Source organism: Methylosinus sp. RM1, from assembly GCF_011378635.1.
GTDB lineage: Bacteria > Pseudomonadota > Alphaproteobacteria > Rhizobiales > Beijerinckiaceae > Methylosinus > Methylosinus sporium.
Window position 1 is genome coordinate 1 of the sequence record NZ_WOVC01000041.1, and the last position, 23,615, is coordinate 23,615.

The window sequence follows — 23,615 nt, forward strand, 5'->3', positions numbered from 1 at the left end:
GCCCGCCGGGCTGCGGGACCGGGCGCTGATCGCTCTCATGGTCTATTCCTTCGCGCGCGTCGGCGCGGCGCTGGCCATGAAGGTTGAGGACGCCTACATGCAGAACCGCCGTCTCTGGGTGCGGCTGCACGAAAAGGGCGGCAAGCGCCATGAAATGCCGTGCCATCACAACCTCGAGAGCTATCTACATGCCTATATCGATGGCTGCGGGCTCGGCGACGATCCGAAGGGCTTCCTGTTCCGCACGATCGGCCGCGGCACAGGCGAGCTGACCGCGACCCCCCTGCCCCAAGCCAACGCCTATGCGATGATCCGCCGCCGCGCGCTCGCGGCCGGGATCGCCACCAAGATCGGCAATCACAGCTTCCGCGCCACGGGCATCACCGCGTATCTCAAGAACGGTGGCACTCTCGAAAAGGCGGCCGCCATGGCGAACCACGCCTCGACGCGCACGACGCAGCTCTACGACCGACGTCGCGACGAGATGAGCCTCGACGAGGTGGAGAGAGTCGTTATTTGAGCCGTTACGGGGGGCCAAGAGCGGCGTCGCAATGGCTGTCGACTGCGCACCGCAGCGAAATTTGACCCGACCCGGATGAACCAACAGGCACCCCTCGACTACGTTCTGTAGGTCTGACCTCGCTTCGTATACACAGGACATATGGTTAGACGATACATCCTATTTTGGGTGAACTGGGCGGCATGGGCTCCCTGTCTCTAAGATCGCCCGCCCCCCGAACTCAAATTCGCTCGCGGGCGTATACAAAGACGCCCCTAAAAAGGCTCCGCTGCATTGAATTTCACAGCCGAGAAGGGAATATTCCTCGCAGAGCACGGGCTACACGGATCGGGCGAAAATGAGCAAGAGCGCAGTGAAACAGGCGGACGTCGAGGCGCTCCGCAAGAACGAGGCGAAATGGTCGAAGCCGCTCATGGCGGCCGGATGGAACGCCATCCCCAGCATCATCATCGAGAAGCAGGAGGCCCTCGGGCTCGACGCTATCGACATGAATATCATCGTCCACCTCTCGAACTATTGGTGGACGGCCGACAATGTGCCGCATCCTTCCGTCGAAAAAATTGCGAAGGCGATAGGCGTTAAGCCGCGTACTGTGCAGAAGCGCATCAAGTCCTTGCACGAACTCGGTCTCATTACGCGCGAAGAGCGGCGACACACGCGAAACGGCAGCGCCACGAACCTCTATCACTTCACAGGCCTTATCAAGGCCGCCACGCCTTTTGCCGAGGAGAAACTCGCCAAGCTCGCCGCGCGCGCCAAGGAGGAAAGCGAGCGCCTTTCTCGCAAGAAGCCCACCCTCACGTTGGTACACAGCGAGGAGGACTGATTTTCGAGATTGTGGCGTAGCTTAACGGGATAGAGCCTCCGTTTTCTGCTGGTTCAAGGGATGAGCGCCTGAACTGTATGCACGGAGAGATGCGAGTTCAACTCTCGCCGCCGCACCCGACCCGTCATGGGCGCTGCTTAGCCCTAGAAAAACCAAAGGCAGCCTTGCGGCTGCCTTGGCGCTTAACTCCCCTTGCGGGGCAACGGACACCCGTTTCCGGGGCCGCAGGTAGCCATAATATGGCAGAAAGGCCTTTAATTTTCAAGTTTAAAGGGCTGCGGCAGCCATTTCATAAGCCGTTCAAGAACTTGGTTGAAATCTTCGGGCGGGAGGAGTGGGATTTTCCCACGAAACTGCGAAAACCGGCTTGGCGATACCGTAGCCGGATGGTTGCACACCGCCCAAGAGGTAATGCCGTTGCCCTCGATTTCGATCGACAACCGATGAGCCCACGGATTCTCGTCCTGCGGCTCGGTTGAGGTCGGAACGACGAGGCAGGGCCCATGGAGCGTGTTCTTATAGGAGACGACGATCACCGGCCTGGTCTTCCACATTTCGGGCAAGCGGGCGTCCTGCCAATATTCGCACCAATAGATTTGCCTGATCTTCGGCGCGGCCTTGATGCGCGGCTGAATACGTGGCGGGCGTGTCTCTGTTGGAGGAGGAGCCGGAGGGGTCATCGGAGCAGAAGCTTTTTCGTTCATCAGCCTTACACTAAAGCGAGCATCTCAACAGTACCAGCACTTTGCGCTTCTCCGCATGATGCGGGCAAAGCGCGCTGTCGCAGCCAAGAGAGCGGCCTTCCTTAAGACTCTCGACGAATCAACGAAATCTCGGCAGGCTGACTCGATGCGCGGAGTGATTCACGCCGCGCGTTGTCATGCAACCTTTTGGGAGAGCAGAAGCCCAAAAACAAAAACCCGCCTCGAAGGGCGGGCTTTTATCCGGCCGATTTAGGGGAAACCCGCCGGGAAATCGTGTGTCTGGACAACCGCGACTCTCCCGAAAATCAGGCCCCAAGTCAAGCGGAAACCTCGTTTCCGCTAACGGGGGCGTTTGCGCCGGTTTCTAGCCTCTTCGCGGCGGTTTGAGCCATCAAACCGAAGGAGAAACCATGCCTTTTTCACACGAATCGATTGCCGCACCGACCGGTTCCCGGCGACTCACGCTGACCATGCTCGCCGCGCGCGAGCGCGCCGATGAATTCGTAGGGGCCGTGGCCGGCAGCGCGCGCCCGCTCTCCTACCTCGCCGCGTTTCAGGAGGCGGAGCCCTACCTCGGCCTGCCGCCGCACGCCTACAAGCTCATCGCGTGGCTGGTGAAGCAGACCATGCCGCACGACTGGGAAGTAGGCTCTCGCCCCATTTGCTGGCCTTCGGCCGCGCGCCAGGCGGAGTTCCTCGGGCTTTCGCCCGCGCGCGTGAAGGTGCTTAACCGCGCGCTCTTCGAGGCGGGCATCGTGATCGTTCGCGATAGCGAAACCGGCAAGCGCTACGGCCGGCGCGGCGCCGACGGCCGCATCATCGAGGCCTACGGATTCGACCTCTCTCCCCTCGCTTATCGCCACGATGAATTCATCCGGCTAGCGGCCGAGGCCAAAGCCGAGCGCGAGCGCATGCGCGCGCTCAAGAAGCGCGCCACGCGTGCCCGCCGCGGCATCCGCCAGCTCGGCGAGACGCTCGCGGCAGTCGCCCCCCTGCCTTGCGAATGGACGCGCCTGGAGGCCGAAACGGCCGAACTCGTCGCCGCGATCCGGTCGGCCGACCGGTCGGAGGATTTGGCATTGATCGTCCGTAGCTTGGAAAGTCTCGAAAACGAGGCCGTGGCGCTGGTCAAGGAGGCCTCTTCGGCTTCCGCCGATCCTGTGAGTAAAAGCCCCGCGGGGCTCGTTTCCAAGCCCCACAATATATCTACAAACATATCTATTAATCCGAAGGATACAGTAATTGCCGCCGACGGAAGTAGTCGGGGCGATGCTTCGGGGCAAAGGGCCGAACATTCGGATTTTGGAACGGAAGAGTCTTGCGGGAGCATCAATTTCCAGCCTTATGAGCGGATCGAGAAGCTCCATCCAAGCGAGTTGATCGACCTCGCACCGCGTCTGGCGTCACATATTGCCTCACGGTTCCCGGATTGGTGGGACGTCGTCGACGCCGCGGGCGGCGCGCTACGTCACGAACTCGGGGTTTCGCAATCGCTATGGGGGGAGGCTTGCGAAACGCTCGGCCGGCCGACGGCGGCCATCGCGCTCGCCGTCGTTTCGACGAAACCCAGCGAGCATTTCACGTGCGGCGCGGGCGGTTATTTCGCCGCGATGGTGAAACGCGCGCGTACGGGCGAGTTGCATCTCGACCGCAGCCTTTGGGCGTTGCGCCGCGCCCGCTGGGGCAGCGCGCGGAGACCGGCGGCGGGAGGATTTTGATGCGAGGCCATCGCGCTGTGGCACCGCCACGCGGAGAAGGCCGGTTCCCATGTGAACATGTGCAATATTGAAATTGTGAAGCACATGTCCCCTATGCCGTTCAGCGTATCATGGTGCTCGCTTCGGCAAGGGCGTCCCCGCAAAGTTCGACTGCCTGCGGCGCGTCGAACAAAGGGCAACGGCTTGGAGCGACAGTTGGTTTCCTGTCCGAGCCGCCGTGTTTACAAAGTCAGGTGCGAACAAACGAACATCGTCAAGATATCACATGGGAACATGTTCGATTTTGAATGTGTGAATTTGCGATTGACGCGAATCGGCGCTTGGTTCACATGTTCAAGCTGTCGCAGCGTCAGGATTTCACATGTTCACAATTTCAGTTGTGGGACAAAAGGGCGGCACGGGGAAAACCACGACCGTTCTCGGGCTCGCTGTCGCCGCCGCCAACGCGGGGCATGACGTCGCCGTGATCGACCTCGACCCGCAGGCGACCGCCGCGAACTGGAAAGACCGGCGCCAGAGCGAGAATCCGCCCGTCGTGTCGGCGCAGGCCAGCCGTTTGCAGCCGACCCTCGACGCCGCCCGCAACGCTGGCGTCGACTACGCCTTCATCGACACGGCCGGCCGGAGCGACGATAGCGCCCTCAAAGCGGCGCGCGCCGCCGACCTGGTTCTCATCCCGAGCCGCCCGAACATCGTCGAGGTGGAAACCTTCCCGCAGGTGAACGACCTGCTGCGCCTCGCGGGCAACCCGCCCGCCTTCGTGCTGCTCAACGGCATTCACCCGACGGCGGGCAAGAACAGCATCGCCGAGGTGCATGAAGGCATCCGCGACCTCTACGGCCTCACCGTCTGCCCCGTGCATCTTTGCCAACGCAGCGCCTACGCCGAGGCCATGACGACCGGCCGCGTGCCGCAAGAGCTTGATCCAGACGGGAAGGCGGGCGACGAGCTGAAAAGGCTTTTCGAGTTCGTTTGTGAATTTGTGAACATGCGAGGGAACGATGTCGAAGTTCGGGGCGATACAGCAACAACTTGAAAAGGCAAGCCGGCCGAAGCCCGCCGCCGTCGCGCCGGTCGCGAAGGCGCAGCCTGTGCCGCCGTCGGCGAATGAACCCGCGCCGCAGCCCGAGGCCTCGGGGCCAGCTCCGGCACCGGCTCGCTACAAGGCACCGAGCCGCGAAGGGAAGACCCATATCGGCGCTTACCTGACTCCCGATTTCAAGCGCAGCATGCGCCTGGTGCAGGCGGAGACCGGCGAGGACACCACGCAGCTCATCGCCAGGGCGCTCAACGAGCTGTTCCGCGCCCACAAAGTTCCTGTCGTGGATCAAGATTGAAATCGTGAACATGTGAAGGTGTGTACATACAGCCGGCAATGGATTGGAGCGCGGTCTTCAATGCCGCTTCGGCTGGTGCCGAGGCAGCCCGAAATTCGCCCGCCGATGCGGCGGGAGCGATTTCGGCTCCCCCCCCCCCCCAGCCGCCAAGGCCAGAAACGCGTCCACGCGCAAAATTCGGGCGGAGGAGGGGCCTGCTTAGAGGATAGCCTCCATCCCTTTCCGCTGAAGGACGTTGAGCAGGGCCAGCGCCGCGCCCGTCGGGCGCTTGGCCACCCGTTCGAGTTGCGACACAAAGCCGACCGTCAGATTGAGATATAATCCTCCGAACGGCAAGGCTTGCTTGCCGTTATCGCGACGCGTCGTCGAAAGCGTGCTGCAAAAATTGCGCAAAAACGGCGCTCGGGTCGAGATCCATCGCTTTTACAAATTCGGCGAACTCGACCACATCGAGACGACGTTCGCCGCGCTCGTATTTCGAGACAAAAGATTGCGTCCGGCCGATGCGCTCGGCGAGTCCTTCCTGGGTGAGACCGGCGCGCTCGCGCGCGGCGATCATCAATTCCAGAAATTCCTTATAGGGCTTGCTGTGGACCGAGCGGCCCATCCCGGGCTGCTCCGGTTTATGAAAGACCGGACTGGAAATAAAGTCGTTTTCAGACTAGTCCAAAATCGACTATTTTGCGGCGCGCCGAACGCCGGCCGATCCGGCCCGGAGAGGCATCGGCCTCGCCGGAAGATTTCAGACCGACCTGTTTTTTAGAAAAGATTGCGCAATGCCTTCTGCTCGCCCGACCCTATCAGGCTATCTGATCGACCCCGCCGCCGCGACGATCCGAGCTGTCGAACTCGATCCGACGTATTTCCACCGCACCCTCCGCCGGCTGATCAGGTGCGACCACATGGAGCGGGTCGATCTCGACGAGGCCCATGTCGCCTATTGCGACAGCCGAAGGACGACGGAGCCGGTCACAGGGTTCTGGACATTCCCGGCTCATGGAAGCCGACCGCCGATCGCCGGCAGGGCGGTAATCGTCGGAAACGACAGCGCGTCCATGCCAGGACTCCCCCTGCAATTTTTCGCCGCGACCATCACCGCCTATCGCCCGGTGATCATTCCATTCCCGACGCCGTCGCTCTCGCGCGGCTGGCCGAACTCCACGTCACGGAGCAGTACGGCGCCTTTCGGCGACAGGTTCGAGTTGACGGCTTCCAACTGGAAGTCGAGCGCCATCGTCTGCTGACTATCGATGACGATGGCTGAAAATCGGATCGACCTTTCTGAAGCATTTTGGAGAAGACGTCGTGGAAAGATATATAATTCTGGTCGATGTGGATCGTCCGGGCGAAACTTTCGAAGTCGAAGTTCTCGCTGTCGACGAGAGAGTTCTGAAAGTGGCGGTCCCGAACACCGTCGTTCAGTTCAGCTTGTTTCGTCGTGAACGCGCCTATGAAGGCGCGCTCGGCGGGCGAATATTTCGCTTCATGCCAACGGCCACTGACACGCAAAAGCGTATTCGTGAAAACATCGAAAAATAGCGCACGAACAAGATCGGGGGCGACGAAGGCCGCCTTACCGACTGAGAAGTGCGCGCTCAAATCGAGCCGCGCCCTCGAGACGGGCCTTCGCTCTCTGGGGTCGGAAAGGGAGCTGTTGTCCCAGCAGCTTCGATATCGTCGAGCCAGGCGCGAAGATGTTGCTTAATCCGCCATTCGATTTCGGCCAGGCGAAGCCCTTTGTCCGCGAGCTCGAGAACGAGATCGGCGATTTCACCGTCCTTTGGACCATAAAGCGGCCAGTCCAGCAGGCCATCATAAAAATCCGGGTGGCTCATGGGAGCATCCTCTGGCGTCGATGCGATGTTCTTCACGCCCGGCGACGGAACCGGAGATTCTACCACAGCGCGGCTCATTCGCCTGTTCGGCGTTCCAAGCGGCGCGCCATGGAGCAGTCCAACTTGTCGAGGATGAATTTAGCGCGTTCGAGGTCGACTAGGTTTTCGGCCGCCATGAAATCTTTGAAGGCCCGATCGCAAATCGGTCGCTCCTCGAGCGCTTTATCGGCCATCACATAGACGGTTCCCGAAAGCAACAAGACGAACATGGCGCCCATGAAGAAGGTCGCATAGGGAGAGTCAGATGCGCGCTTTCTCGCTGTGGCGACGTTGGTCAGCATGATCGACCTCTCGCGAATGGAAATTGTGGCGTCGAACGCTATCCGGCCGGTCGAAGTGCGTTAAGCGCGGTGCCGATCGTCGGCGAACGAGCTAAGCAGATGCATCGGCAGATGCGGTCTCTTGCGGCGGCGGCGCTGCAATCTTCTCCTCCGTATGCCCGAGCAGATCGGCGAACAGCGTCTTGTCGGAATCGCGTGTGAGGAATCCCGGCAGCTCGCGGCGCAGCCAGTCGCCGAGGCGCTTCGAGAATTCATGATCGGCGGCGTTCTCCAGTCGCTGCAGCACGAGAGCGCCGAGCAGAACTTTACGCCTCGTATCCTCGGTGCGCTCCTGCTTTCCTTGGCGGGCTTGCAGGGCCTTTTTCTGGGCGTCGAGTTGGGCGATGCGTTCGGCGATGGTCTTGCGCGCCATTGGAAATTCCTTCGAGACGATCAATTCGTGATGGTCGAATCATAGCCGAGTGAAAAGGCACGGCCAAGTGCTTTCATGAGTGCGACGCTGGTGCGATCAATTCCAACGATTTCGATGTCACACACTGACCTCACCATGCTCGCGGATATCTGGCCACAATGCGGACACCTTGAACGATCTGAGTGTAGCGAAAGGTTGTTTAAGGGCGCACTTACGAGTTGCTTCGCAACTCTGGCGCGGCTATGCTACCCAGAGTTCAGCATCTGATTTCGAGCCTATCTCATTGGCGATCTATCACCTTTCGATGAAGCCGATCAGCCGTGCGTCCGGCCGCAGCGCCGTGGCGGCATCGGCCTATCGTTCCGGTGAATGCCTGACCAACGAACGCGACGGCCTCACGCATGACTTCACTCGCCGCGATGGCGTCGAGCACAGCGAGATCGTCATTCCGCTCGACTCTGGCGCGGAATGGGCGCTCGACCGTTCGGCCTTGTGGAACGCCGCTGAAGCAGCCGAGAAGCGCGTCGACGCCCGCGTGGCGCGGGAATTCGAGATCGCGCTGCCGCATGAATTGACTGCCGCTCAGCGAGAAGAGCTTTGCCGGGAATTCGCGCGCGGACTTGCCGATCGTTATGGGGTCGCGGTCGACTTCGCGATCCATTCGCCGCAGCGGGCGAGCGACATTCGCAATCACCATGCGCATTTGATGATGACGACGCGGGCGGTGACGGCCGATGGCTTAAGCGACAAGACGGCGATCGAGCGCGAGAACAAATGGCTGCTCGCGCGCGATCTGCCGAGCTCGCAGGCCCAGCTTCGAGACATCCGGCAGCGCTGGGAGCAGATGGCCAATGAGCATCTGGCGCGCGCTGGCTTGGAAATTCGGATCGATCATCGCTCGCATATGGAGCGCGGGCTGGAGATCGAGCCGAGCGACCACCTCGGCGTCCATGCGACGCAGATGGAGCGGAGCGGCCAGGTTGTGGCGCGGGCGCGGATCGACGGCGAGACGGCGCGCCGCAACGCCGAATTGATCCGCGAGAAGCCGGAGCAGGTTCTTTCTGTCATCACCGGCGAAAAGAGCGTGTTCGACCGGCGCGACGTCGCGCGGGCGCTGCATCGCGCGATCGACGGCGCGGAGGCTTTTCAAGCAGCCTTCGCCAGTGTGATGGCGAGCCCGGCGCTGGTCGAGCTGCAAGGCGAGCGGCGGGGGGCTGACGGGCGGATCGTCGAGGCTGCGCGCTACTCGACGCGCGAGATGGTGGAGGTCGAGTGCGGCATGGTTCTGTCGGCCGCGCGCATGGGCGAGGTTCGGGAGCATGGCGTCGCGGAGCGCCATGTCGAGGCGTCGCTGGCCGTGCGACCGTTCCTGTCCGAGGAGCAGCGGGAGGCGGTTCGTTGTCTCGCCGGCGGGGAGGAGATTTCTGTCGTGGTCGGCCTCGCCGGGGCGGGCAAATCAACGATGCTGTCCGCCGCGCGCGATGCATGGGAGCGCGCGGGCTATCGCGTCCATGGGGCGGCGTTGTCGGGCAAGGCGGCCGATGGCCTCGAGCAATCGTCGGGGATCGTGTCGCGAACTCTCGCGTCGTGGGAAGCCGGATGGAGCGCCGGGCGGGGAGAACTCGGCAAGGGCGACGTCTTCGTCATCGACGAGGCGGGCATGGTCTCGTCGCGGCAATTGGCGTCGTTCATCGGCGCGGCCGAGAAGGCGGGCGCCAAGATCGTGCTGGTGGGCGATCCGGAGCAATTGCAGCCGATCCAGGCCGGGGCGGCGTTCCGGGCCGTCGCCGAGCGCGTCGGCTTCGCGGAGCTCGCGCAGGTGCGCCGGCAGGCAGAGGGATGGCAGCGGCAGGCGTCGCAGGAATTCGCGCGGCATCGCACGGAGGACGGGCTCGCCGCCTATGCCGATCGCGGCGCCGTGCGGTTCTCGGAGACGCGGGACGAGGCGATCGACGCGATCGTGCGGGACGTCGGGCGCGACATGCGGGAGCGTCGGGAGGGCAGCCGCCTGGTGCTGGCGCATCGGCGCGCCGATGTCCGTGAGCTGAACGCCGCGATCCGTGGGGCGCGCCAGGCAGCGGGCGAGCTGGGACAGGGAGAGGACGCCGGCGAGCGGCGGTTCATGACCAATGATGGGGAGCGGGCGTTCGCGGCGGGCGACCGCATCATCTTTCTGGAGAACAATCGCGACCTCGGCGTGAAGAACGGGATGCTCGGCGTCGTGTCGGAGGTTTCGGAGGGGCGGCTGTCGGCGCGGCTCGACGATGTGGAGGGACCGGGCCGGGGTCGGGAGGTCGGCGTCTCGCTGGCCGAGTATGCGGCGATCGATCACGGCTATGCGACGACGATCCACAAATCCCAAGGGGCGACGGTCGACCGCGCCTATGTGCTGGCGTCGGAGGGGATGGATAGGCACCTTTCCTATGTGGCGATGACGCGGCATCGCGAGGAGGCGCGGCTCTACGCCGGGCGCGACCAGTTCGCGGATCTGCGCGCATTGTCGGGGCGGCTGTCGCGGTCCGGGGCGAAGGAGACGACGCTCGACTATGCCGAGCGGCGCGGGATCGCGGCGGAATTCGGCGTGTGCAGCGACATCGAGGTTTCGCGCGAGGTCCAGGGGCGGGCGCCGGCGGCCGACGAGGATCGCGCGGCGGCGGCGAGAGCGGGCGGCCGGGACGAGGCGCGCCACGACCGCCAGGCGCAGGGGCAAGACGGGGAGAAGGCGTCCGAGGGGTCGCAGCGCGCGCGTCCGGAGGAGGACGCCGCCGCGGCGCAGCGTCGGCAGGCGCTCATTCAGGAGGCGAAGCTCGCCTTCTACAAATCGCAGGGAGCCGCGAAGGCCCGCGAGGCCTTCCAGCAAGCGGAGGCGAGGCGAGCGGAGGAGGCCGAGCGTCAGCGCGTCGAAGCGGAGCGACAGCAGGAACAGCAACGGCAGGAAGAGGTCGACCGCGAACAGGCGTCGCGGCAGCGGTTTCGCGGTCCTGGACCGGGATGATGATTTTCGAGGGTGGCTTTTGCTCGAGGAGATTTGAAAAATGGCGACGGATTCCGGCGACGGCAGGATCATGGAGGAGATCGGCGGGCTGCTCGTGCACGCCGAACAAGCGCAGGCCGCTCTCGACAAGGGGCTGGCTCAGCAAGCGCAGCACGCCGAGGCCATCGCGCGGCTGATCCTCCATGCGGAGCTGGTTCTGAAGCAGCTCCGCGCTGAGGCGGAGCAGATCGGAGCGCGGGCCGAACAGGCCGGAGCCGAGGCCGTGCGCGACCAGGTGCGGGAGAGCCTTTCCCAGGCGGGCGCCAAAGTCGGCAAGGCGGCGGGGATCGCGTTCGCGCCGCTGGTGACCGGCTTCACGCAGCAGATCGAGGATGCGCGCCGCGCTGCAATCATTCTCGACAAGCAGGCGGCGAAATTTTCCGATCGCGCGTTCGCCGTCATCTTGGCAGGCGTGGTCAGCGCCCTGGCGCTGATCGGGCTCAGCCTGTGGGCGGCGCTCTCTTGGCAACGGGCGGAGCTGGCGAATCTGGCGCTGGAAAAGGCCGATCGGCAGGGCGAGATCGACGGCATGAAGATGACTGCGCAAAAAATGCGGGATCAGGGATTGAAGATCGAATTCGGGAACTGTGGGGAGAACAAAGGCCGCGTGCGGGTTTGCGTCGCCGTCGAGCCGGGATTGAAACACTGGGGAACCGAGCAGGCGCCGTTCGCCATTCTGAAAGGCTATTGAGGGTTGTGGAAGCCGAGCCGGCGAAGGCATATCGAATTGCACGAAGGTCGTGTCCCCCAAAGGCAGCTAGAGCTGTCTCCGAGCGGAGATGAATCGTTTTGTTCGAGCGATTGAAGCGGATCGGCATCCAAAACTGGCGAAAGGCAATTTCTCTGTATAAGCAATAGTATACTGGAACAACAAGCAATAGTATACGGGAACAAAAAGAAAATTAATTTATGCGTTTTACGCTGCAACCACAGCGGGTATCCTTCGCGCGCGCGTTTAGTGTCTATTATTTGAACAATTTACGTTTGAATTGAACTTGACAAGCATTCGGCGGTTCGCTATTAGCTTGACCACTACTATACCGAATCTGGAAATATGCGGCCTGACGCAAATCAGTCGTTTCGCAGCATCGATCTTCTACGGCACTTGCGCTGTAGCGGCTATGCCAACGCGATGGCCGGAAGCTTCCCGCCAGCCTTCGAACGGCGCCGTCGCGAATAAGATAGAATCGCGTCGAATTCGCGCGGTGCCGATTTAAGCTAAGGGGGTATTTTCAATTGATCTATCAGAGCAGCAGGCCAGCTTATCAAACACTCAAGCGCAAGATTATAGATGGTGACCTGCCCTTCGGGGCGCCCATAACCGTCAAGACTTTAGAAGTTGAGATGGGATTCAGCGCTATTCCGATCAGAGAGGCCCTGATTGCGCTTGCCGCCGAGGACTTAATTGATTTCTTTCCTGGTCGTGGTTTCTTTAATAAACGCTTGGAGGCTCAAAGCCTCGTACTGCGCCTCGACCTTCTACAGCACCTCTTGTTGGCAAGCGCCATAGCCCTCCCGGACAGCCGCAGGCGAATTCTTCGCAAGCGTCTACTTCGAGATGCGACGAGGTTACGGTCTGTATCGGAAAGTGTTTTCGAGAATGTCTGCCTGCTATCCGACATTTTTGATACGTATTTCGTCCATCCGACTGCTATTTTTACGCGTACAGCTATTGCGCAATGTGCGCGGTATCTGCTGATCGACGAACAGCGACATGAAGCCGACGGGAACTTAGCTAAAGCGGCATTCTCATATCTCTGGCAGGCGTCAAGTCCGCAACCCGTCACCTTGGCTGAGGAATTGGCCGCTTTCTTTGAAGCGCGCAAGGTTCGAATCGACGAAACGATCGAGGCTGCAAAGCAGCGCGATTTGCTTGGCAATCCGTCCAAGTTTTCAAGCGCTGCATTCGACGCGGCGACTACCAAGACGACCTGAATTTTACGAACCCGGGTAACGCCTCATAGTTCTCGCTGCTTTGGAAGAACGGCGTGACCGTCCGAATCGACGCTGCATTGTTCGAATTGACGATCGCCTCGCAATCGCGTGGACCGCGGCCTCTCATTTCGGTGAAGGTCCTTCTCATTAATGCGCCTCCGATCCCTCGCTTCCGTTGCGCAGCATTCACACCGATCTGGATTTCCCAAGTCCGGCGGGACGTTACTCGCGCGATCGAAAACCCTGCTACCTCGGCATTTGTTTCAGCAACGAGGAATATAATCGATTTTGGGGTCGACTCCAATAAATCAAGGTAACAAACAACTGTTGCTTGTAACAGGCCACGATCAGGACACGAAGGCGCAAAATCGAAGAAACCACTTGAGCAATAGACCTCTACTAGCCTGGCAGTGTCGGAGCGTTCAGCCTGCCTAATGAGCAGGGCTGGGAGAGGTTCAGTGTTCATGTCCAGGCAAATCTGGAAAGGTCGCCTCTCAAGACAAAGTCGAGCGTCTCGCGGGCAAACTTGGTGGTGGCGATCTTTATTTCGCGTGACATGATGATATTCTGACAAATAAATCTAACGTTGTTGATCTCTTTGCGTAACAAATTCAGTCTAATGTCGTTTTCACTGAAATGTATGTCATATTCGTCTCTGTACCCATCTACGAAGCTTGCAAAGATGGCCGCCTCCTCTTCATCATCTACCGCCCGCAGCGCCCAAATGAATGTCGCTATGTCGTACGCAAGAGGCCCATGACCTGAAAATTCGAAGTCAAAAAGCACCGCTTTCCCGTCACTGTTGATTGCGTTGCCCAGCCAGGCGTCACCGTGGCAGATGCCGTGGAATGCGGTAGACTCGTCGGATAGCTGGTCAACCAAGTCGGTCAGATCTCGAAATACTGGTCGTATGGCGGGGTCAATTTCACCCCCACCGTCGATGGCCAGTGTCCGCGCCGGACCTTTAATTGGCGCGCGGTGCACCTGAGCCAGCGATTGTCCGAAAGCGCGGGCGTCTTGCGCCGTCGGTGTGAGCGGACATCCAGGGATCGTTCGGTTCAACAAAACATTATATTCGATGCCGTTGACCGTTTCAGGGCCAAGGACGGAGAATCCGTCAATATCGGCGAGCTCACAGCATGACACGTCATGCTTGCGCAAAGTCGCTATCAAGGCAGCTTCGCTTTCAAGTTCTTCGCGACTATGCAAGGAGGTGGGTGAGAAGCGAGCAAATACGTCATTATGATCGCTCACGACGCGTAGATTCTTGTTGACCCCGTCCGTGACCATCCGCACGGCTCCAGGCGCAACGCCGAACCAGCCGGCGGTGAGCGTTTCGAAGTTGGTCACGCTAGAAGTTCCGCCTTATGAATTTTTCGGTTGCATAGAGAGTTGATAGAATTGGAGAGTATGGATTTCTTATGTCGGCTAGGTCGCCGACTGTATCGGTGCGTATGGCATTCGCCCTAAGGATACCAATGTCGATCAGCCTTGATGTCGACAAAGTCTCGATCACGTCGTCGGCGCTTTGCCGAAGTGATCGGTCCGAGGCACCCTCCAGAGTCTCTTTGTGATAGGTGCCGAAGATGTCGCGCTCGCCAAGCAGAAATCGAACCGCGTCCTGTAGTGCAGTCTTTTCGTGCCGCTCGTCGGCCGTCGCCGTTAGCAACGCCGCCGCAAGCTTTTCGTCGAACAAGGGAAACACTGGCCAGAAGCCACGCGAAAGCAATAGCGGCGCTCGTTTGATCACCGCTAGCCGTGCGGTCTTACCAAGATATCCGGGGTCGAGCTCGCCAATAAACCCATCGCTGACAGCTTGCCACGCGTTGGGAGTGAAAATTTCTTCGTAAACGTTGCTGATTTGTGTTCGATCGGCCTCGGTCATGCTTCGCAGTTTGTCATGACGGACCTTCTCCCCTGCGAACGTTGGAAAAAGTTCGTCGCCACCATAGCCCCCGGTAATCACGAAACAGCCCTCATTCCGTGCTATCGACCATATTCGACTAAATGCATCCTCATACTCCTCCGCGAGCAAATAGCGGCTTTCCAGGTCTTCTGCCGCGAGCCGAAAGGCTGGCATATATTGACGGATGTCGACGACGAAATCTTTGCACCGGACATTACTGATCACTGTGTTGCGGCGGTCGAGCTGCGCTTGCCTTGCAGGTCCAAAGCCAATGTCGATCCCGAGGGTGATCCCTCGGCCTTCCCAGGCTCGAAACGCCGACAGGGTCACGAAGGACGAGTCGATTCCTCCGCTCAACTCCGCCGCGAATGCCTGATCCGGAGCCCCGCGCTTGGCTAGGTACGCATCTACATGATCTATGATGAAGCGACCGGCATCATCACCCTCGATCTCGATTTCCTGTTCTTCGCCTTCGATCTCAGCCACTCGTAGACGTGTGCCATCCCAAAGCAGTTGGGCCCGCGCAGGCAGGAGCTGAATATTCGTGAACGGGGTGCGGTAGGTATAGACTGGATCGACGATGGCCCGGCACAGATATTGAAAATCAAACGACTTATGCATTACCGCTTTGGCCAGACGATCACTGTCCCAATCGAAGCAGATACGGTCGCCATTCTGATAGAAATAGACTGGCGCGACTCCATTGCCGTTGGTTGCAAGCCGAAGATTGAAGCCGTACTCGTTGTGCCGGACTTCGAGAAGGAGAATTTCTCCGTCGAATCTCTCGAATAGGTTGTGGGCATCAGCGATAGTTGCCAATTCATACGAAATGCCGGCAAGCCGTTCCGCCACCACAAAAGCCCATCCCGAGGGCTCCTGAATCGTCCGAGCGACAATCCTGCTATGGCGCAGCGGCTCGATAGTATGCCTTTCATGGCCGTCTGTAGGGAGCCCGTGAATGGAACGAGCACAAATGGACCCGCGCAGCAATTCACGGACTCCTTCCACTTTAGTAACGGAAGCGCGCGCTGTCGCCTCGTTGTATGAACTTGGTCAGGCGAGTGGTCGCACGGGGAGCCCGCAATTCGGTAAGACGAACCTTCATAGTAGTCTCCTTCTTCCTCAGCCAGGATCGGCGGGATCAACGTCCACAGATCAGAGTCTATATTCAATATATAACTTCAATATATATAGATTATATTTTTAAGTCGTTGTCATATCATGAGATTCGAGAAACTAAACTAAATGGAGGGGTGTTGCGATCTACCCGGGGAGCGCGAAGAATCTGATCTTGCTCATCGCCGACGGAATGGGGCCGCAATCGTGAGACGCAACAACACTACTTTGAGGGCTATCGACACGCGAGAGAAAATGCCATCGACGGGCGCGGCGACCATGGCGAGCTGGCTGGCGAACGTAACATAGATCGCGTAAATAGCGTATGGTTTCGGTTTCCACTCCAGCCCTTCCCGCCTTCTCCTTTCCAGCCGTCCAAGACAAGAAAGGCACAGCTCACTTTCGACGGCGGACGCATCTCCTCGGATGGCGGCGTTATGCTTGGTGATCCAGGTGCTCCAGATTCAAAGGTGTTTCAAATTTGAGAGCGATCATCTTCAGACTCCGGAAGGCTCTCTTGAGCGTCATAGCTCTTTTCGCTGCGGCCTTTCTAATCTCGTCAACTCTTTGGAGTCGACCCATCGTCCATTACGCGACGACGCTCGTCACGCGCCAGAATGTCGAGAACAACGTTCTGGCGACGGGAACCATGCAGGCGATCCGTCAGGTCGATGTTGGCACGCGGGTGACCGGCCAGCTGAAGTCGTTGAAGGTCAAGCTCGGCGACCATGTGCAGGAGGGCCAACTCCTCGCCGAGATAGACCCCGTTCTGCCGGAGAACGAGTTGCGCGCGGCACAGGCCAATCTCGCCGCTCTCGACGCGCAGCGCCGCTCGGCGATCGCCAAGGCACGCCGCTCCAAGCTCGAGCTCGATCGCCAGCGTGGCATGATCGGCAAATCGGTCACCTCGCGCCGCGATCTCGAGGCGGCGGAGGCCCAAGCGCTCGCCGACGAGGCGAGCGTCGCCGCGCTGGACGCGCAGATCGCCCAGGCGAAAAGCCAGGCGGACATCGCCGGCGCCAATCTCGGCTACACCAGGATCACGGCGCCGATCGAGGGCGAGGTCGTCGGCGTGCTGACTCAAGAAGGCCAGACGGTGGTCGCCGCGCAGATCGTGCCGGTGCTTTTGAAGCTCGCACGGCTCGACGCGATGACGGTGCGCACGCAAGTGTCGGAGGCGGATGTCATCAATGTGAAAGTCGGCCAGAAGGTCTCCTTCACGGTGATGGGTGATCCCGACAGGCATTATCCGGGAACGTTGCGCGCCGTGGAGCTGGCGCCGCAGAATTATTCCGATCCCGCGCAGGCGCCGAGCGGCGGACAATCCTCCGCGACGGCGACGAGCGGAACGGCGGCGATCTTCTATAATGCGCTCTTCGACGTGCCGAATCCGGACCGCATCTTGCGCATCGGCATGACCGCGCAGGTGTCGATCACGCTAGGCGTGTCCAGCGGCGTGCTGACGATTCCCGCCTCCGCCTTGCGCGAGCAGGGCCTCGACGGGCGCTACGCGCTGCGCGTTCTCGCCGCCGACGGGCGCGTCGAGAGCCGGCAGGTGCGGATCGGCGTCAACAATCATTCGGCGGCCGAGGTCGTCGAGGGGCTCGCCGAGGGCGAGGCGGTGGTGACGGGAGAGACGCCCGCCGCTGGCGCGGCGCCGGGAGCGGCCAGATGAGCGGCGCCCTGCTCGAGCTGCGCGGCGCGACGCGGCGCTACGACGCGGGCGAGCAGGAAATTCTGGCGCTGCGCGGCGTCGATCTCGACATAGAGCCCGGCGAGATGGTGGCGCTGATGGGCGCGTCCGGCTCGGGCAAATCCACTTTGATGAATATTCTGGGCTGCCTCGACCGGCTTAACGAGGGAACCTACCGCATCGACGGGCAGGATGTCGCCGCGCTCGGCGCCGATCGGCTGGCGGCGCTGCGGCGCGCCAATTTCGGCTTCGTGTTCCAGCGCTACAATCTTCTGTCGCAACTCTCGGCGCTCGCCAATGTCGAGATTCCGGCGATCTATGCGGGGCGCGACGCCGGGACGCGCCGCACGCGCGCCCGTGCGCTGCTCGAGCGGCTCGGCCTCGGCGAGCGTCTCGTCAACCGTCCGACGCAGCTCTCCGGCGGACAGCAGCAGCGCGTGTCGATCGCCCGCGCGCTGATGAACGGCGGCCGCGTCATTCTCGCCGACGAGCCGACCGGCGCGCTCGACAGCCGCACAGGACGCGAGGTGATGGATCTGCTGCTCGAGCTCAATCGGCTCGGCCACACCGTCATCATCGCCACCCATGACCCCGCTGTCGCCGCCTACGCCCATCGCATCGTCGAATTCGCCGATGGACGCATCGTCTCCGACCGCCCCGCCGAGAGCCACCCGGCGTCGCAGGCCGTTGAGCCGGCGCCGATCGTCGCCGGAGACGAGGCCCCGTCGCCGAAGGAGAGCGAGGCCGCTCCCTGGGCACGGCTGGCGGAGGCGGCGCATATGGCCGTGGTCGCTCTGCTGGCGCATCGGCTGCGAACGGCGCTGACGCTGCTCGGCATCGTTATCGGCATCGTGTCGGTCGTCACAATGGTGGCGCTGGGCGAGGCCGCGCATCGCTTCCTCGCCGACGATCTGAAGGGCCTGACGACCAACACGCTGGAGATCTATCCCGGCAAGGATTGGGGCGATCCGGACCAATTGCGCATTCAGACCCTGGTCGCGGCAGACGTCGAGGCGTTGCGCCGGCAAAGTTACATCAAAGACGCCAGTCCGATGGTCTCGCAGTCGACGCTGCTGCGCTATCGCGCGCTCGGCGGCTCGGGGAGCGTCAATGGCGTGAGCGGCGGCTATTTCGCCGCGGTCGGCCTGCCGATCGAGCAGGGCTCGACCTTCGATCGCCGCGATATCGACCGTCAGGCGCAAGTGGTCGTGATCGACGACAATGTAAAGCGGCGCTTCTTCGGTTCCGGCGATCCGCTCGGCGCGACGATCTATGTCGGCAAGCTGCCCTGCGTCGTGATCGGCGTGACCGGGCACAATTATCAGCAGGAGTCGCGGGGCGGCTCGCGCCTCAACGTATGGGTCCCCTATACGACGGCCGGCGCGCGCCTGCTCGGGCGCAGCTATCTCGACAGCATCGTGATCGCGCTGCGCGACGGCGAGGCGCCGCAATTGGCCGAGGACCGGATGACGCCCTTCATGACAAAGCGTCACAGGGTGAAGGATTTCATGGTCTTCAATCTCGCCGAACGCATTCGCTCGGGCGTCGTCCTGTTCGAGACCATGTCGCTGCTGCTTGCCGCGATCGGCGTTATCTCGCTCACCGTCGGCGGCGTCGGCGTGATGAACATCATGCTGGTGTCGGTCGCCGAGCGCTCGCGCGAGATCGGCGTGCGCGTCGCGGTTGGCGCGCGCCAGTCCGACATCCGCCGTCAATTCCTCATCGAATCCGTGCTGGTCTGTCTGATCGGCGCAGCGCTCGGCGTCGCGCTCTCTTACGCCGTCTGCGTGATCGCGGGATATTTCCTGCCGCCCAAATGGGAGATGTGGCTCTCGCCCTCAGCGGTGACGGCCGCTGTCGTCAGCGCGACTTTGACCGGCGTGATTTTCGGCTATGCTCCAGCTCGCAATGCGGCGCGGCTCGATCCGGTGGAGGCGCTCGCGCGTGACTGAGCCGAGGCGTCCAAACAAGTGAATCAGCGAATCTCCGAGATGCAGGCGTCCCCTTCTCCCGCTTGCGGGAGAAGGGGACGCGCGTCGAGATCCCTGTTCGGCGTCGTAGCTTTTGTTCGGCCAGATATTCTCAGGATCGAGGGAATGCGCCCCGCGTTCTCTTGCTGTCTTCTCACCGTCTCGCTCTCGGCCTGCGCGGTCGGGCCCGATTTCGTCGCCCCGGCCGCGCCGCAGACGCCGCGCTTCACGCCGGAGGCGACCGCCTCTCCCGGCGCCGGTCAGAAATTTCGGCTCGGCGCGCAGGCGTCCGAGAAATGGTGGTCGGCGTTTCGCTCGAAGCGTCTCGACATGTTGATCGAGGAGGCGCTCGCGCATAGTCCGACGCTCGAAGCCGCGGAGGCCGCTATTCGCGTCGCGCAGTTCGAGGCCGATGCGGCACGTGGCCCGCTGTTGCCGCAGATCGGCCTCGGTTCCGGCTCCAACTATATCTATTCCTCCGGCTATTCGACGACGACGTCCGTCACTCAATCCGCCTATTCCTTCTTTACCAAGCAGGTGAATGTGAGCTTCTCGCCGGACATTTGGGGCGGGACGCGCCGGACGATCGAATCGCTCGAGGCGCAGCAGGAGGCCGCCGCCTATCAGAAGCAGGCGGCCCATCTGACGCTCGCCGCCGACGTCGCCGGGGCGGCGATCGAGGAGGCGGCGCTGCGCGCCGAGATCGCCGCGACGCGCAAGACGATTGATCTCGAGCAAGAACGTCTGACGCTGCTCGAGCAGCAGCTGGCCTTCGGCGCAGCGACGGGGGTCGACATTCTCTCGCAGCAGACGGCGCTCGCGCAGGCGCGCCAGACTCTGCCGGCGCTGGAGACGCGCCTCGCGAAGCAGCGCAATCTTCTCGCCAAGCTCGCCGGGCGTACTCCCTACGACGCGGTCGAGGAGACCTTCGAACTCGCCGAACTCTCCCTGCCGCACGACATGCCCGTGAGCCTGCCGGCGCAGATCGTCTCGCAGCGTCCAGATGTGAAGGCCGCCGAGGCCCAGATGCACGTCGCGAGTGCCCGGATCGGCGTCGCGGTAGCGGCGCGGCTGCCAAATGTCACGCTCACCGGCAACGTCGGCTCCAGCGCTTTCAAGACGGCGCAGCTGTTCGCGCCCGGCACTAATTTCTACACGCTCGCTGGCAATGTCGTGCAGCCCGTGCTCGACGGCGCGACGCTCCTGAATAATCAGCGCGCCGCCGAGGCAGGTCTCAACGAGGCCGAGGCGCGCTACAAGGGCACGGTGGTCAACGCATTCCAGAACGTCGCCGACGCATTGCGCGCACTGCAAGGCGACGCCCGTGCCGTGAAGGAGGCGCGCATCGCCGAGGCGACCTCGCGCAGATATCTCTACAAGATTCGCATGCAGCAGAATTTCGGCGCAGTCTCGCAACTCGCGTTTGTGGACGCGCAACGCGCCTATCTCGCGACCTCCATCGCTCGCATTCGCGCCGAGTCGCAGCGGCTCTCCGACAGCGTTGCGCTGTTCGTGGCGATTGGCGGCGGTGAAAGGACGGCGTAAACCCACCCATCTTATTATTCATGACGACGTTGTCGGTTGGCTGGCAAGCGTAGCATACATAGGTTGCGGAAACGGTGTAGGATTCGGGTGTTGCTCCAGCCCTTTCCGCTCTATCCGTCACGGGCCGAAAATGATCAGCCTGCGTGCCACACCGGATGCGTGCCGACGGCGGACGCATATCTCCTCGGAAGGCGGAGTCATGCTGCTCGCCATGGCGGAGCGCCGGTTCGGCGTCGCCGAGCGGCTGGCGCGCTGCTTTCCCTGAGTGCCGCGAGAAGCGCCAGCCTTGCGCGACGCGCATGGCCATCAGCAATTGTCGCTATTCAACGCCCATTTCCCCTCTTCCTCTTCCTGCAACTCAGGCCGACTAACCGTGGGGGGCTTGGCAAGCATGACAATCTGATCGCCAGCCTGGATGCTGCTTCGCCGATGGGTGATTGCGATAATCGTTATGTCGCGACCCAGTGATCTTAATTGGTCCATGATCTCCTTCTCGGTTGCCTCATCGAGGGCCGAGCTTGCTTCATCGAGAAGAAGAAGGGACGGCTCGCTATAGAGCGCGCGCGCGATGGCAATTCTTTGCCTCTCCCCGCCAGATAGCCTTAACCCCCGTTCTCCGACGAACGTATCGAAGGCCTCAGGCAATTCTTCGATCCGATCGAGGATCGCCGCCCTCTCGGCGGCCTTCCTAAGGCGTGCCTCATCGTATGTTCGCCCAAGCACGATATTCGTCCTCAGACTATCATTCAGGAGAAGTATCTCTTGCGGCACAATTCCCGCGTTCGCAAACCATGCCTTCCGCGGGATGGTGGACAGGCGGACTCCGTCAATTAAAATTGTTCCGTGATCGGGTTCCATCACTTTCAAAAGAAGCTTAAAGAGCGTCGACTTCCCCGACCCGGTTTCCCCAGTGATAAAAGTGATCCGGCCTCGCTCCGCTTGGAACGAAATATCGTCAGCTCCTCGCCCGTTCTCATACTGAAAGCTGACACCTTGGAATTCGATCATTCCATTTCCTAGCAGAATGGCTCCGTTGCAATCAGCGTCGCGCTCTTCCGGCTCTGACCAGATCCGGGCGAATGGAGCGATCTTGACGAAGGCCCTGATGATTTCGTCGATCGATTGCCCGATCAGTTCGAATGGAATGTTGAGCTGCAGGAGCAGCGCATTGAGCAGGACGATATCTCCAATCGACACTAGGCCGGCTTCGTACCGAGGCAGAAGCAGAAAGAAAGTAATGTCGAACTGTAAAGCTATTGATATCCCTACGAGACCGGCGAAGCCGATCCGTCGTAACGCATATGATCGCCAATTCCAGAAAATGGACGCTGTGTTGTCAGCGAAGCGACCCCTCATCCATTCCGTGCTTCCAGATTGCCGGAGTGGCTCGATCATGACGATGGCGTTGCCGACAAAACGTGCGTTTTCTTGGCCAGCATCGATCGCTGCTTCCATGTACGGTCGGCTCAGTCGGTTCGAAATGAAAATCAAGGACAGGAACACGGTGCCATAAGCCAAGACGATCATGACGATCTCCAGGCTGATGACCGCACCGAGCATCACGATGGTCAGAGCGAATGTAATCGCGCCCGGCAGAAGTGCAATGAATGCGACCTGCACCAGCATGATGATGGCTTGTGCACCTTGTGCCTGGGCCGATTGAATCTCCGCCGGATTATGGCTGACGAAGAACGAAGAATGTTTGCGAACGAGACGGTCGAAAAAGGATCGTGATGCGAGAAATCCCAGACGTTCTGCTTGTATGACCGCAAGATATTGCGTTGCTCGCTGGAACGCGACTGATGCTCCCAAGAGACTGGCATAGATTGTAAATGCCGAGACCCAGCCCGTGGTGGAGGCCTGCTCCGAAAGGCTGTTGACGTGCAAAGAGAAAATATACGGTACGAAGACGGTGAAGGACGACCCAAACAAGATCGTGATCCCCATCACGCAAATCGAACCCTTCGATTCTTGTAAATATTCAGCAAATATTTCTTGAAGCGGTCCAAGCGCGATTGGTATTGTTCTAACTATCACCTATCCGTCCTTTAATTACCGCTTTTTCGGATCGTGCCCTAGCGGATGGTGTAGCTTTGGTCGGCCTTCGCAGGGCCTCCGGCAGTACCGGCTTGATCAAGCGGCTACGGCGGTTAGCTTGACGATGGGATCATCGCTCAAAGTGGCGATCGTTTCCAGCGTCATATAGCAACCGCGTTGTACAGCCCATTTATCGTTCTGCTCCAGCAGGAGCGCGCCGACGAGGCGGTTGATCGCCTTTTCGTCAAGGAAGATTCCGACGACCTCGGTGCGGCGCTCGATGCCATTGGCGGATTGGATTTTCGGCCAGTGATCTTTGGGAAAGCTCGCATAGCCGATCAGCTTTTGCGCCGGCCGCAAATTCTCTCTGCGATCCGCGCAAAGGGGCTCGACGACAACTGAGCACAAAGCGGGGTGACGGTTCGGCATCATTTTGTGGACGAAATATCCCCCAGGCCTTTTCCAGAATGCGGGAAAAGGCGTCCGAGGAATTTCATCGGCTCATCGGCGGCGGAAAACTCCGAAAAGTCGTCGGAGGTGCGAGGCGCTGCGAAGCGGCTCTAGCTTGGCTTTTATATATATGATAATATCCTTTATCACATATTTGATTGGTCGCCGCGAGGGGTCTTATGACGGATGCAGAAATCAGGGGCAGGCTGCTGGAGCACCTTTACCGCTTGCGGCAT

23 protein-coding genes, 1 tRNA gene and 1 pseudogene are annotated in these 23,615 nt (G+C 60.8%); 15 read left to right on the forward strand and 10 right to left on the reverse strand.

Translation table 11 applies throughout. From position 1 onward, the window contains the following. The 3 genes from FMZ75_RS18420 to FMZ75_RS18430 form a co-directional block, all read left to right on the forward strand. A partial coding sequence (locus FMZ75_RS18420) for a tyrosine-type recombinase/integrase (RefSeq protein WP_166145057.1) occupies nucleotides 1-520 on the forward strand: 520 nt, incomplete at its 5' end. A 352-nt stretch (nucleotides 521-872) separates the two neighbouring features. Next, nucleotides 873-1,346 (forward strand): helix-turn-helix domain-containing protein, encoded by a 474-nt coding sequence (locus FMZ75_RS18425; RefSeq protein WP_207783513.1) that lies wholly within the window; start codon nucleotides 873-875, stop codon nucleotides 1,344-1,346. Between the two features lie 10 nt (nucleotides 1,347-1,356). Further along, a tRNA-OTHER gene (locus FMZ75_RS18430) sits at nucleotides 1,357-1,462 on the forward strand. A 138-nt stretch (nucleotides 1,463-1,600) separates the two neighbouring features. On the opposite strand, the gene FMZ75_RS18435 is transcribed toward FMZ75_RS18430, so the two are convergent. Next, a complete protein-coding gene (locus FMZ75_RS18435) occupies nucleotides 1,601-2,050 on the reverse strand; it encodes a type II toxin-antitoxin system PemK/MazF family toxin (RefSeq protein ID WP_207783514.1) in 450 nt (149 codons plus the stop codon). 410 nt (nucleotides 2,051-2,460) lie between these two features. Here FMZ75_RS18435 and repC point away from each other — a divergent pair, with 410 nt between their 5' ends. The 3 genes from repC to FMZ75_RS18450 all read left to right on the forward strand — a co-directional run bounded on the left by repC (nucleotide 2,461) and on the right by FMZ75_RS18450 (nucleotide 5,105). Further along, nucleotides 2,461-3,768: a plasmid replication protein RepC gene (gene repC, locus FMZ75_RS18440; RefSeq protein ID WP_166145063.1), complete on the forward strand. Its 1,308-nt coding sequence runs from the start codon at nucleotides 2,461-2,463 to the stop codon at nucleotides 3,766-3,768. Between the two features lie 361 nt (nucleotides 3,769-4,129). After that, nucleotides 4,130-4,804, forward strand: a complete 675-nt coding sequence (locus FMZ75_RS18445; RefSeq protein WP_166145066.1) for an AAA family ATPase — start codon at nucleotides 4,130-4,132, stop codon at nucleotides 4,802-4,804. Further along, nucleotides 4,770-5,105 carry a ribbon-helix-helix domain-containing protein gene (locus FMZ75_RS18450; RefSeq protein WP_166145069.1) on the forward strand — a complete coding sequence of 112 codons (336 nt, stop codon included), beginning with the start codon at nucleotides 4,770-4,772 and terminating at the stop codon, nucleotides 5,103-5,105. The genes FMZ75_RS18445 and FMZ75_RS18450 overlap by 35 nt, the downstream gene beginning before the upstream one ends. A 349-nt stretch (nucleotides 5,106-5,454) precedes the next feature. On the opposite strand, the gene FMZ75_RS18455 is transcribed toward FMZ75_RS18450, so the two are convergent. Next, nucleotides 5,455-5,712, reverse strand: a complete 258-nt coding sequence (locus tag FMZ75_RS18455) for a helix-turn-helix domain-containing protein (RefSeq protein ID WP_166145072.1) — start codon at nucleotides 5,710-5,712, stop codon at nucleotides 5,455-5,457. Nucleotides 5,713-5,881: 169 nt separating this feature from the next. Here FMZ75_RS18455 and FMZ75_RS18460 point away from each other — a divergent pair, with 169 nt between their 5' ends. Then, entirely contained in the window at nucleotides 5,882-6,349 is a 468-nt protein-coding gene (locus FMZ75_RS18460; RefSeq protein ID WP_166145074.1) for a hypothetical protein, read from the forward strand. A 151-nt stretch (nucleotides 6,350-6,500) separates the two neighbouring features. Beyond that, the gene (locus FMZ75_RS21730) at nucleotides 6,501-6,644 is read left to right on the forward strand and encodes a hypothetical protein (RefSeq protein WP_246729068.1); all 144 of its coding nucleotides are present in this window, start codon (nucleotides 6,501-6,503) and stop codon (nucleotides 6,642-6,644) included. A gap of 56 nt (nucleotides 6,645-6,700) precedes the next feature. On the opposite strand, the gene FMZ75_RS18470 is transcribed toward FMZ75_RS21730, so the two are convergent. From FMZ75_RS18470 to FMZ75_RS18480, 3 genes are all read right to left on the reverse strand, one after another. Then, nucleotides 6,701-7,018: a hypothetical protein gene (locus FMZ75_RS18470; RefSeq protein WP_207783515.1), complete on the reverse strand. Its 318-nt coding sequence runs from the start codon at nucleotides 7,016-7,018 to the stop codon at nucleotides 6,701-6,703. Beyond that, entirely contained in the window at nucleotides 7,015-7,281 is a 267-nt protein-coding gene (locus FMZ75_RS18475; RefSeq protein WP_142863189.1) for a hypothetical protein, read from the reverse strand. Before FMZ75_RS18475 ends, FMZ75_RS18470 begins: the two co-directional genes overlap by 4 nt. A gap of 91 nt (nucleotides 7,282-7,372) precedes the next feature. Continuing rightward, a complete protein-coding gene (locus FMZ75_RS18480; protein WP_166145079.1) occupies nucleotides 7,373-7,693 on the reverse strand; it encodes a mobilization protein in 321 nt (106 codons plus the stop codon). A gap of 283 nt (nucleotides 7,694-7,976) precedes the next feature. On the opposite strand from FMZ75_RS18480, the gene traA reads away from it, so the two are divergent. From traA to FMZ75_RS18495, 3 genes are all read left to right on the forward strand, one after another. Continuing rightward, nucleotides 7,977-10,688 (forward strand): Ti-type conjugative transfer relaxase TraA, encoded by a 2,712-nt coding sequence (traA, locus tag FMZ75_RS18485; RefSeq protein WP_166145082.1) that lies wholly within the window; start codon nucleotides 7,977-7,979, stop codon nucleotides 10,686-10,688. A gap of 40 nt (nucleotides 10,689-10,728) precedes the next feature. Further along, a complete protein-coding gene (locus tag FMZ75_RS18490) occupies nucleotides 10,729-11,418 on the forward strand; it encodes a hypothetical protein (RefSeq protein ID WP_166145085.1) in 690 nt (229 codons plus the stop codon). Between the two features lie 545 nt (nucleotides 11,419-11,963). Further along, nucleotides 11,964-12,662: a GntR family transcriptional regulator gene (locus FMZ75_RS18495; protein ID WP_166145088.1), complete on the forward strand. Its 699-nt coding sequence runs from the start codon at nucleotides 11,964-11,966 to the stop codon at nucleotides 12,660-12,662. On the opposite strand, the gene FMZ75_RS22265 is transcribed toward FMZ75_RS18495, so the two are convergent. Genes FMZ75_RS22265 through FMZ75_RS18510 form a run of 3 tightly spaced genes read right to left on the reverse strand, consistent with a single transcriptional unit; the run spans nucleotide 12,646 to nucleotide 15,558 of the window. Beyond that, nucleotides 12,646-13,128, reverse strand: coding sequence for a GNAT family N-acetyltransferase (locus tag FMZ75_RS22265; RefSeq protein WP_166145091.1), 483 nt, complete (start codon nucleotides 13,126-13,128; stop codon nucleotides 12,646-12,648). The genes FMZ75_RS18495 and FMZ75_RS22265 overlap by 17 nt on opposite strands. Beyond that, a complete protein-coding gene (locus FMZ75_RS18505) occupies nucleotides 13,125-14,012 on the reverse strand; it encodes a phosphotransferase (RefSeq protein WP_166145094.1) in 888 nt (295 codons plus the stop codon). The genes FMZ75_RS22265 and FMZ75_RS18505 overlap by 4 nt, the downstream gene beginning before the upstream one ends. A gap of 1 nt (nucleotide 14,013) precedes the next feature. Then, nucleotides 14,014-15,558: an asparagine synthase-related protein gene (locus FMZ75_RS18510; protein WP_166145097.1), complete on the reverse strand. Its 1,545-nt coding sequence runs from the start codon at nucleotides 15,556-15,558 to the stop codon at nucleotides 14,014-14,016. 643 nt (nucleotides 15,559-16,201) lie between these two features. Here FMZ75_RS18510 and FMZ75_RS18515 point away from each other — a divergent pair. The 4 genes from FMZ75_RS18515 (at nucleotide 16,202) to FMZ75_RS21735 (ending at nucleotide 21,157) form a co-directional block, all read left to right on the forward strand. Then, nucleotides 16,202-17,359, forward strand: a complete 1,158-nt coding sequence (locus FMZ75_RS18515; protein WP_246729070.1) for an efflux RND transporter periplasmic adaptor subunit — start codon at nucleotides 16,202-16,204, stop codon at nucleotides 17,357-17,359. Further along, nucleotides 17,356-19,329, forward strand: coding sequence for a MacB family efflux pump subunit (locus tag FMZ75_RS18520; RefSeq protein ID WP_166145100.1), 1,974 nt, complete (start codon nucleotides 17,356-17,358; stop codon nucleotides 19,327-19,329). The genes FMZ75_RS18515 and FMZ75_RS18520 overlap by 4 nt, the downstream gene beginning before the upstream one ends. A 144-nt stretch (nucleotides 19,330-19,473) precedes the next feature. After that, nucleotides 19,474-20,892, forward strand: a complete 1,419-nt coding sequence (locus FMZ75_RS18525; protein ID WP_166145103.1) for an efflux transporter outer membrane subunit — start codon at nucleotides 19,474-19,476, stop codon at nucleotides 20,890-20,892. A 130-nt stretch (nucleotides 20,893-21,022) separates the two neighbouring features. Continuing rightward, on the forward strand, nucleotides 21,023-21,157 hold the full coding sequence (locus FMZ75_RS21735) for a hypothetical protein (protein ID WP_305076008.1): 135 nt from the start codon (nucleotides 21,023-21,025) through the stop codon (nucleotides 21,155-21,157). A 41-nt stretch (nucleotides 21,158-21,198) separates the two neighbouring features. On the opposite strand, the gene FMZ75_RS18530 is transcribed toward FMZ75_RS21735, so the two are convergent. Both FMZ75_RS18530 and FMZ75_RS18535 read right to left on the reverse strand, forming a co-directional pair. Beyond that, entirely contained in the window at nucleotides 21,199-22,839 is a 1,641-nt protein-coding gene (locus FMZ75_RS18530) for an ABC transporter ATP-binding protein (RefSeq protein ID WP_166145106.1), read from the reverse strand. A 186-nt stretch (nucleotides 22,840-23,025) separates the two neighbouring features. Beyond that, nucleotides 23,026-23,271: pseudogene (locus tag FMZ75_RS18535) on the reverse strand (transposase); the annotation flags it as partial. Nucleotides 23,272-23,615 lie beyond the last annotated feature (344 nt).

What these genes read in the sequence shown, in the direction of transcription:
- FMZ75_RS18435 (WP_207783514.1), bottom strand. Translation starts at nt 2,050, where the DNA reads ATGAACGAAAAAGCTTCTGCTCCGATGACCCCTCCGGCTCCTCCTCCA.
- repC (WP_166145063.1), top strand. Translation starts at nt 2,461, where the DNA reads ATGCCTTTTTCACACGAATCGATTGCCGCACCGACCGGTTCCCGGCGA.
- FMZ75_RS18445 (WP_166145066.1), top strand. Translation starts at nt 4,130, where the DNA reads ATGTTCACAATTTCAGTTGTGGGACAAAAGGGCGGCACGGGGAAAACC.
- FMZ75_RS18450 (WP_166145069.1), top strand. Translation starts at nt 4,770, where the DNA reads ATGTCGAAGTTCGGGGCGATACAGCAACAACTTGAAAAGGCAAGCCGG.
- FMZ75_RS18455 (WP_166145072.1), bottom strand. Translation starts at nt 5,712, where the DNA reads ATGGGCCGCTCGGTCCACAGCAAGCCCTATAAGGAATTTCTGGAATTG.
- FMZ75_RS18460 (WP_166145074.1), top strand. Translation starts at nt 5,882, where the DNA reads ATGCCTTCTGCTCGCCCGACCCTATCAGGCTATCTGATCGACCCCGCC.
- FMZ75_RS18470 (WP_207783515.1), bottom strand. Translation starts at nt 7,018, where the DNA reads ATGAGCCGCGCTGTGGTAGAATCTCCGGTTCCGTCGCCGGGCGTGAAG.
- FMZ75_RS18475 (WP_142863189.1), bottom strand. Translation starts at nt 7,281, where the DNA reads ATGCTGACCAACGTCGCCACAGCGAGAAAGCGCGCATCTGACTCTCCC.
- FMZ75_RS18480 (WP_166145079.1), bottom strand. Translation starts at nt 7,693, where the DNA reads ATGGCGCGCAAGACCATCGCCGAACGCATCGCCCAACTCGACGCCCAG.
- FMZ75_RS18490 (WP_166145085.1), top strand. Translation starts at nt 10,729, where the DNA reads ATGGCGACGGATTCCGGCGACGGCAGGATCATGGAGGAGATCGGCGGG.
- FMZ75_RS22265 (WP_166145091.1), bottom strand. Translation starts at nt 13,128, where the DNA reads ATGAACACTGAACCTCTCCCAGCCCTGCTCATTAGGCAGGCTGAACGC.
- FMZ75_RS18520 (WP_166145100.1), top strand. Translation starts at nt 17,356, where the DNA reads ATGAGCGGCGCCCTGCTCGAGCTGCGCGGCGCGACGCGGCGCTACGAC.
- FMZ75_RS18525 (WP_166145103.1), top strand. Translation starts at nt 19,474, where the DNA reads ATGCGCCCCGCGTTCTCTTGCTGTCTTCTCACCGTCTCGCTCTCGGCC.
- FMZ75_RS21735 (WP_305076008.1), top strand. Translation starts at nt 21,023, where the DNA reads ATGATCAGCCTGCGTGCCACACCGGATGCGTGCCGACGGCGGACGCAT.
- FMZ75_RS18530 (WP_166145106.1), bottom strand. Translation starts at nt 22,839, where the DNA reads ATGGGGATCACGATCTTGTTTGGGTCGTCCTTCACCGTCTTCGTACCG.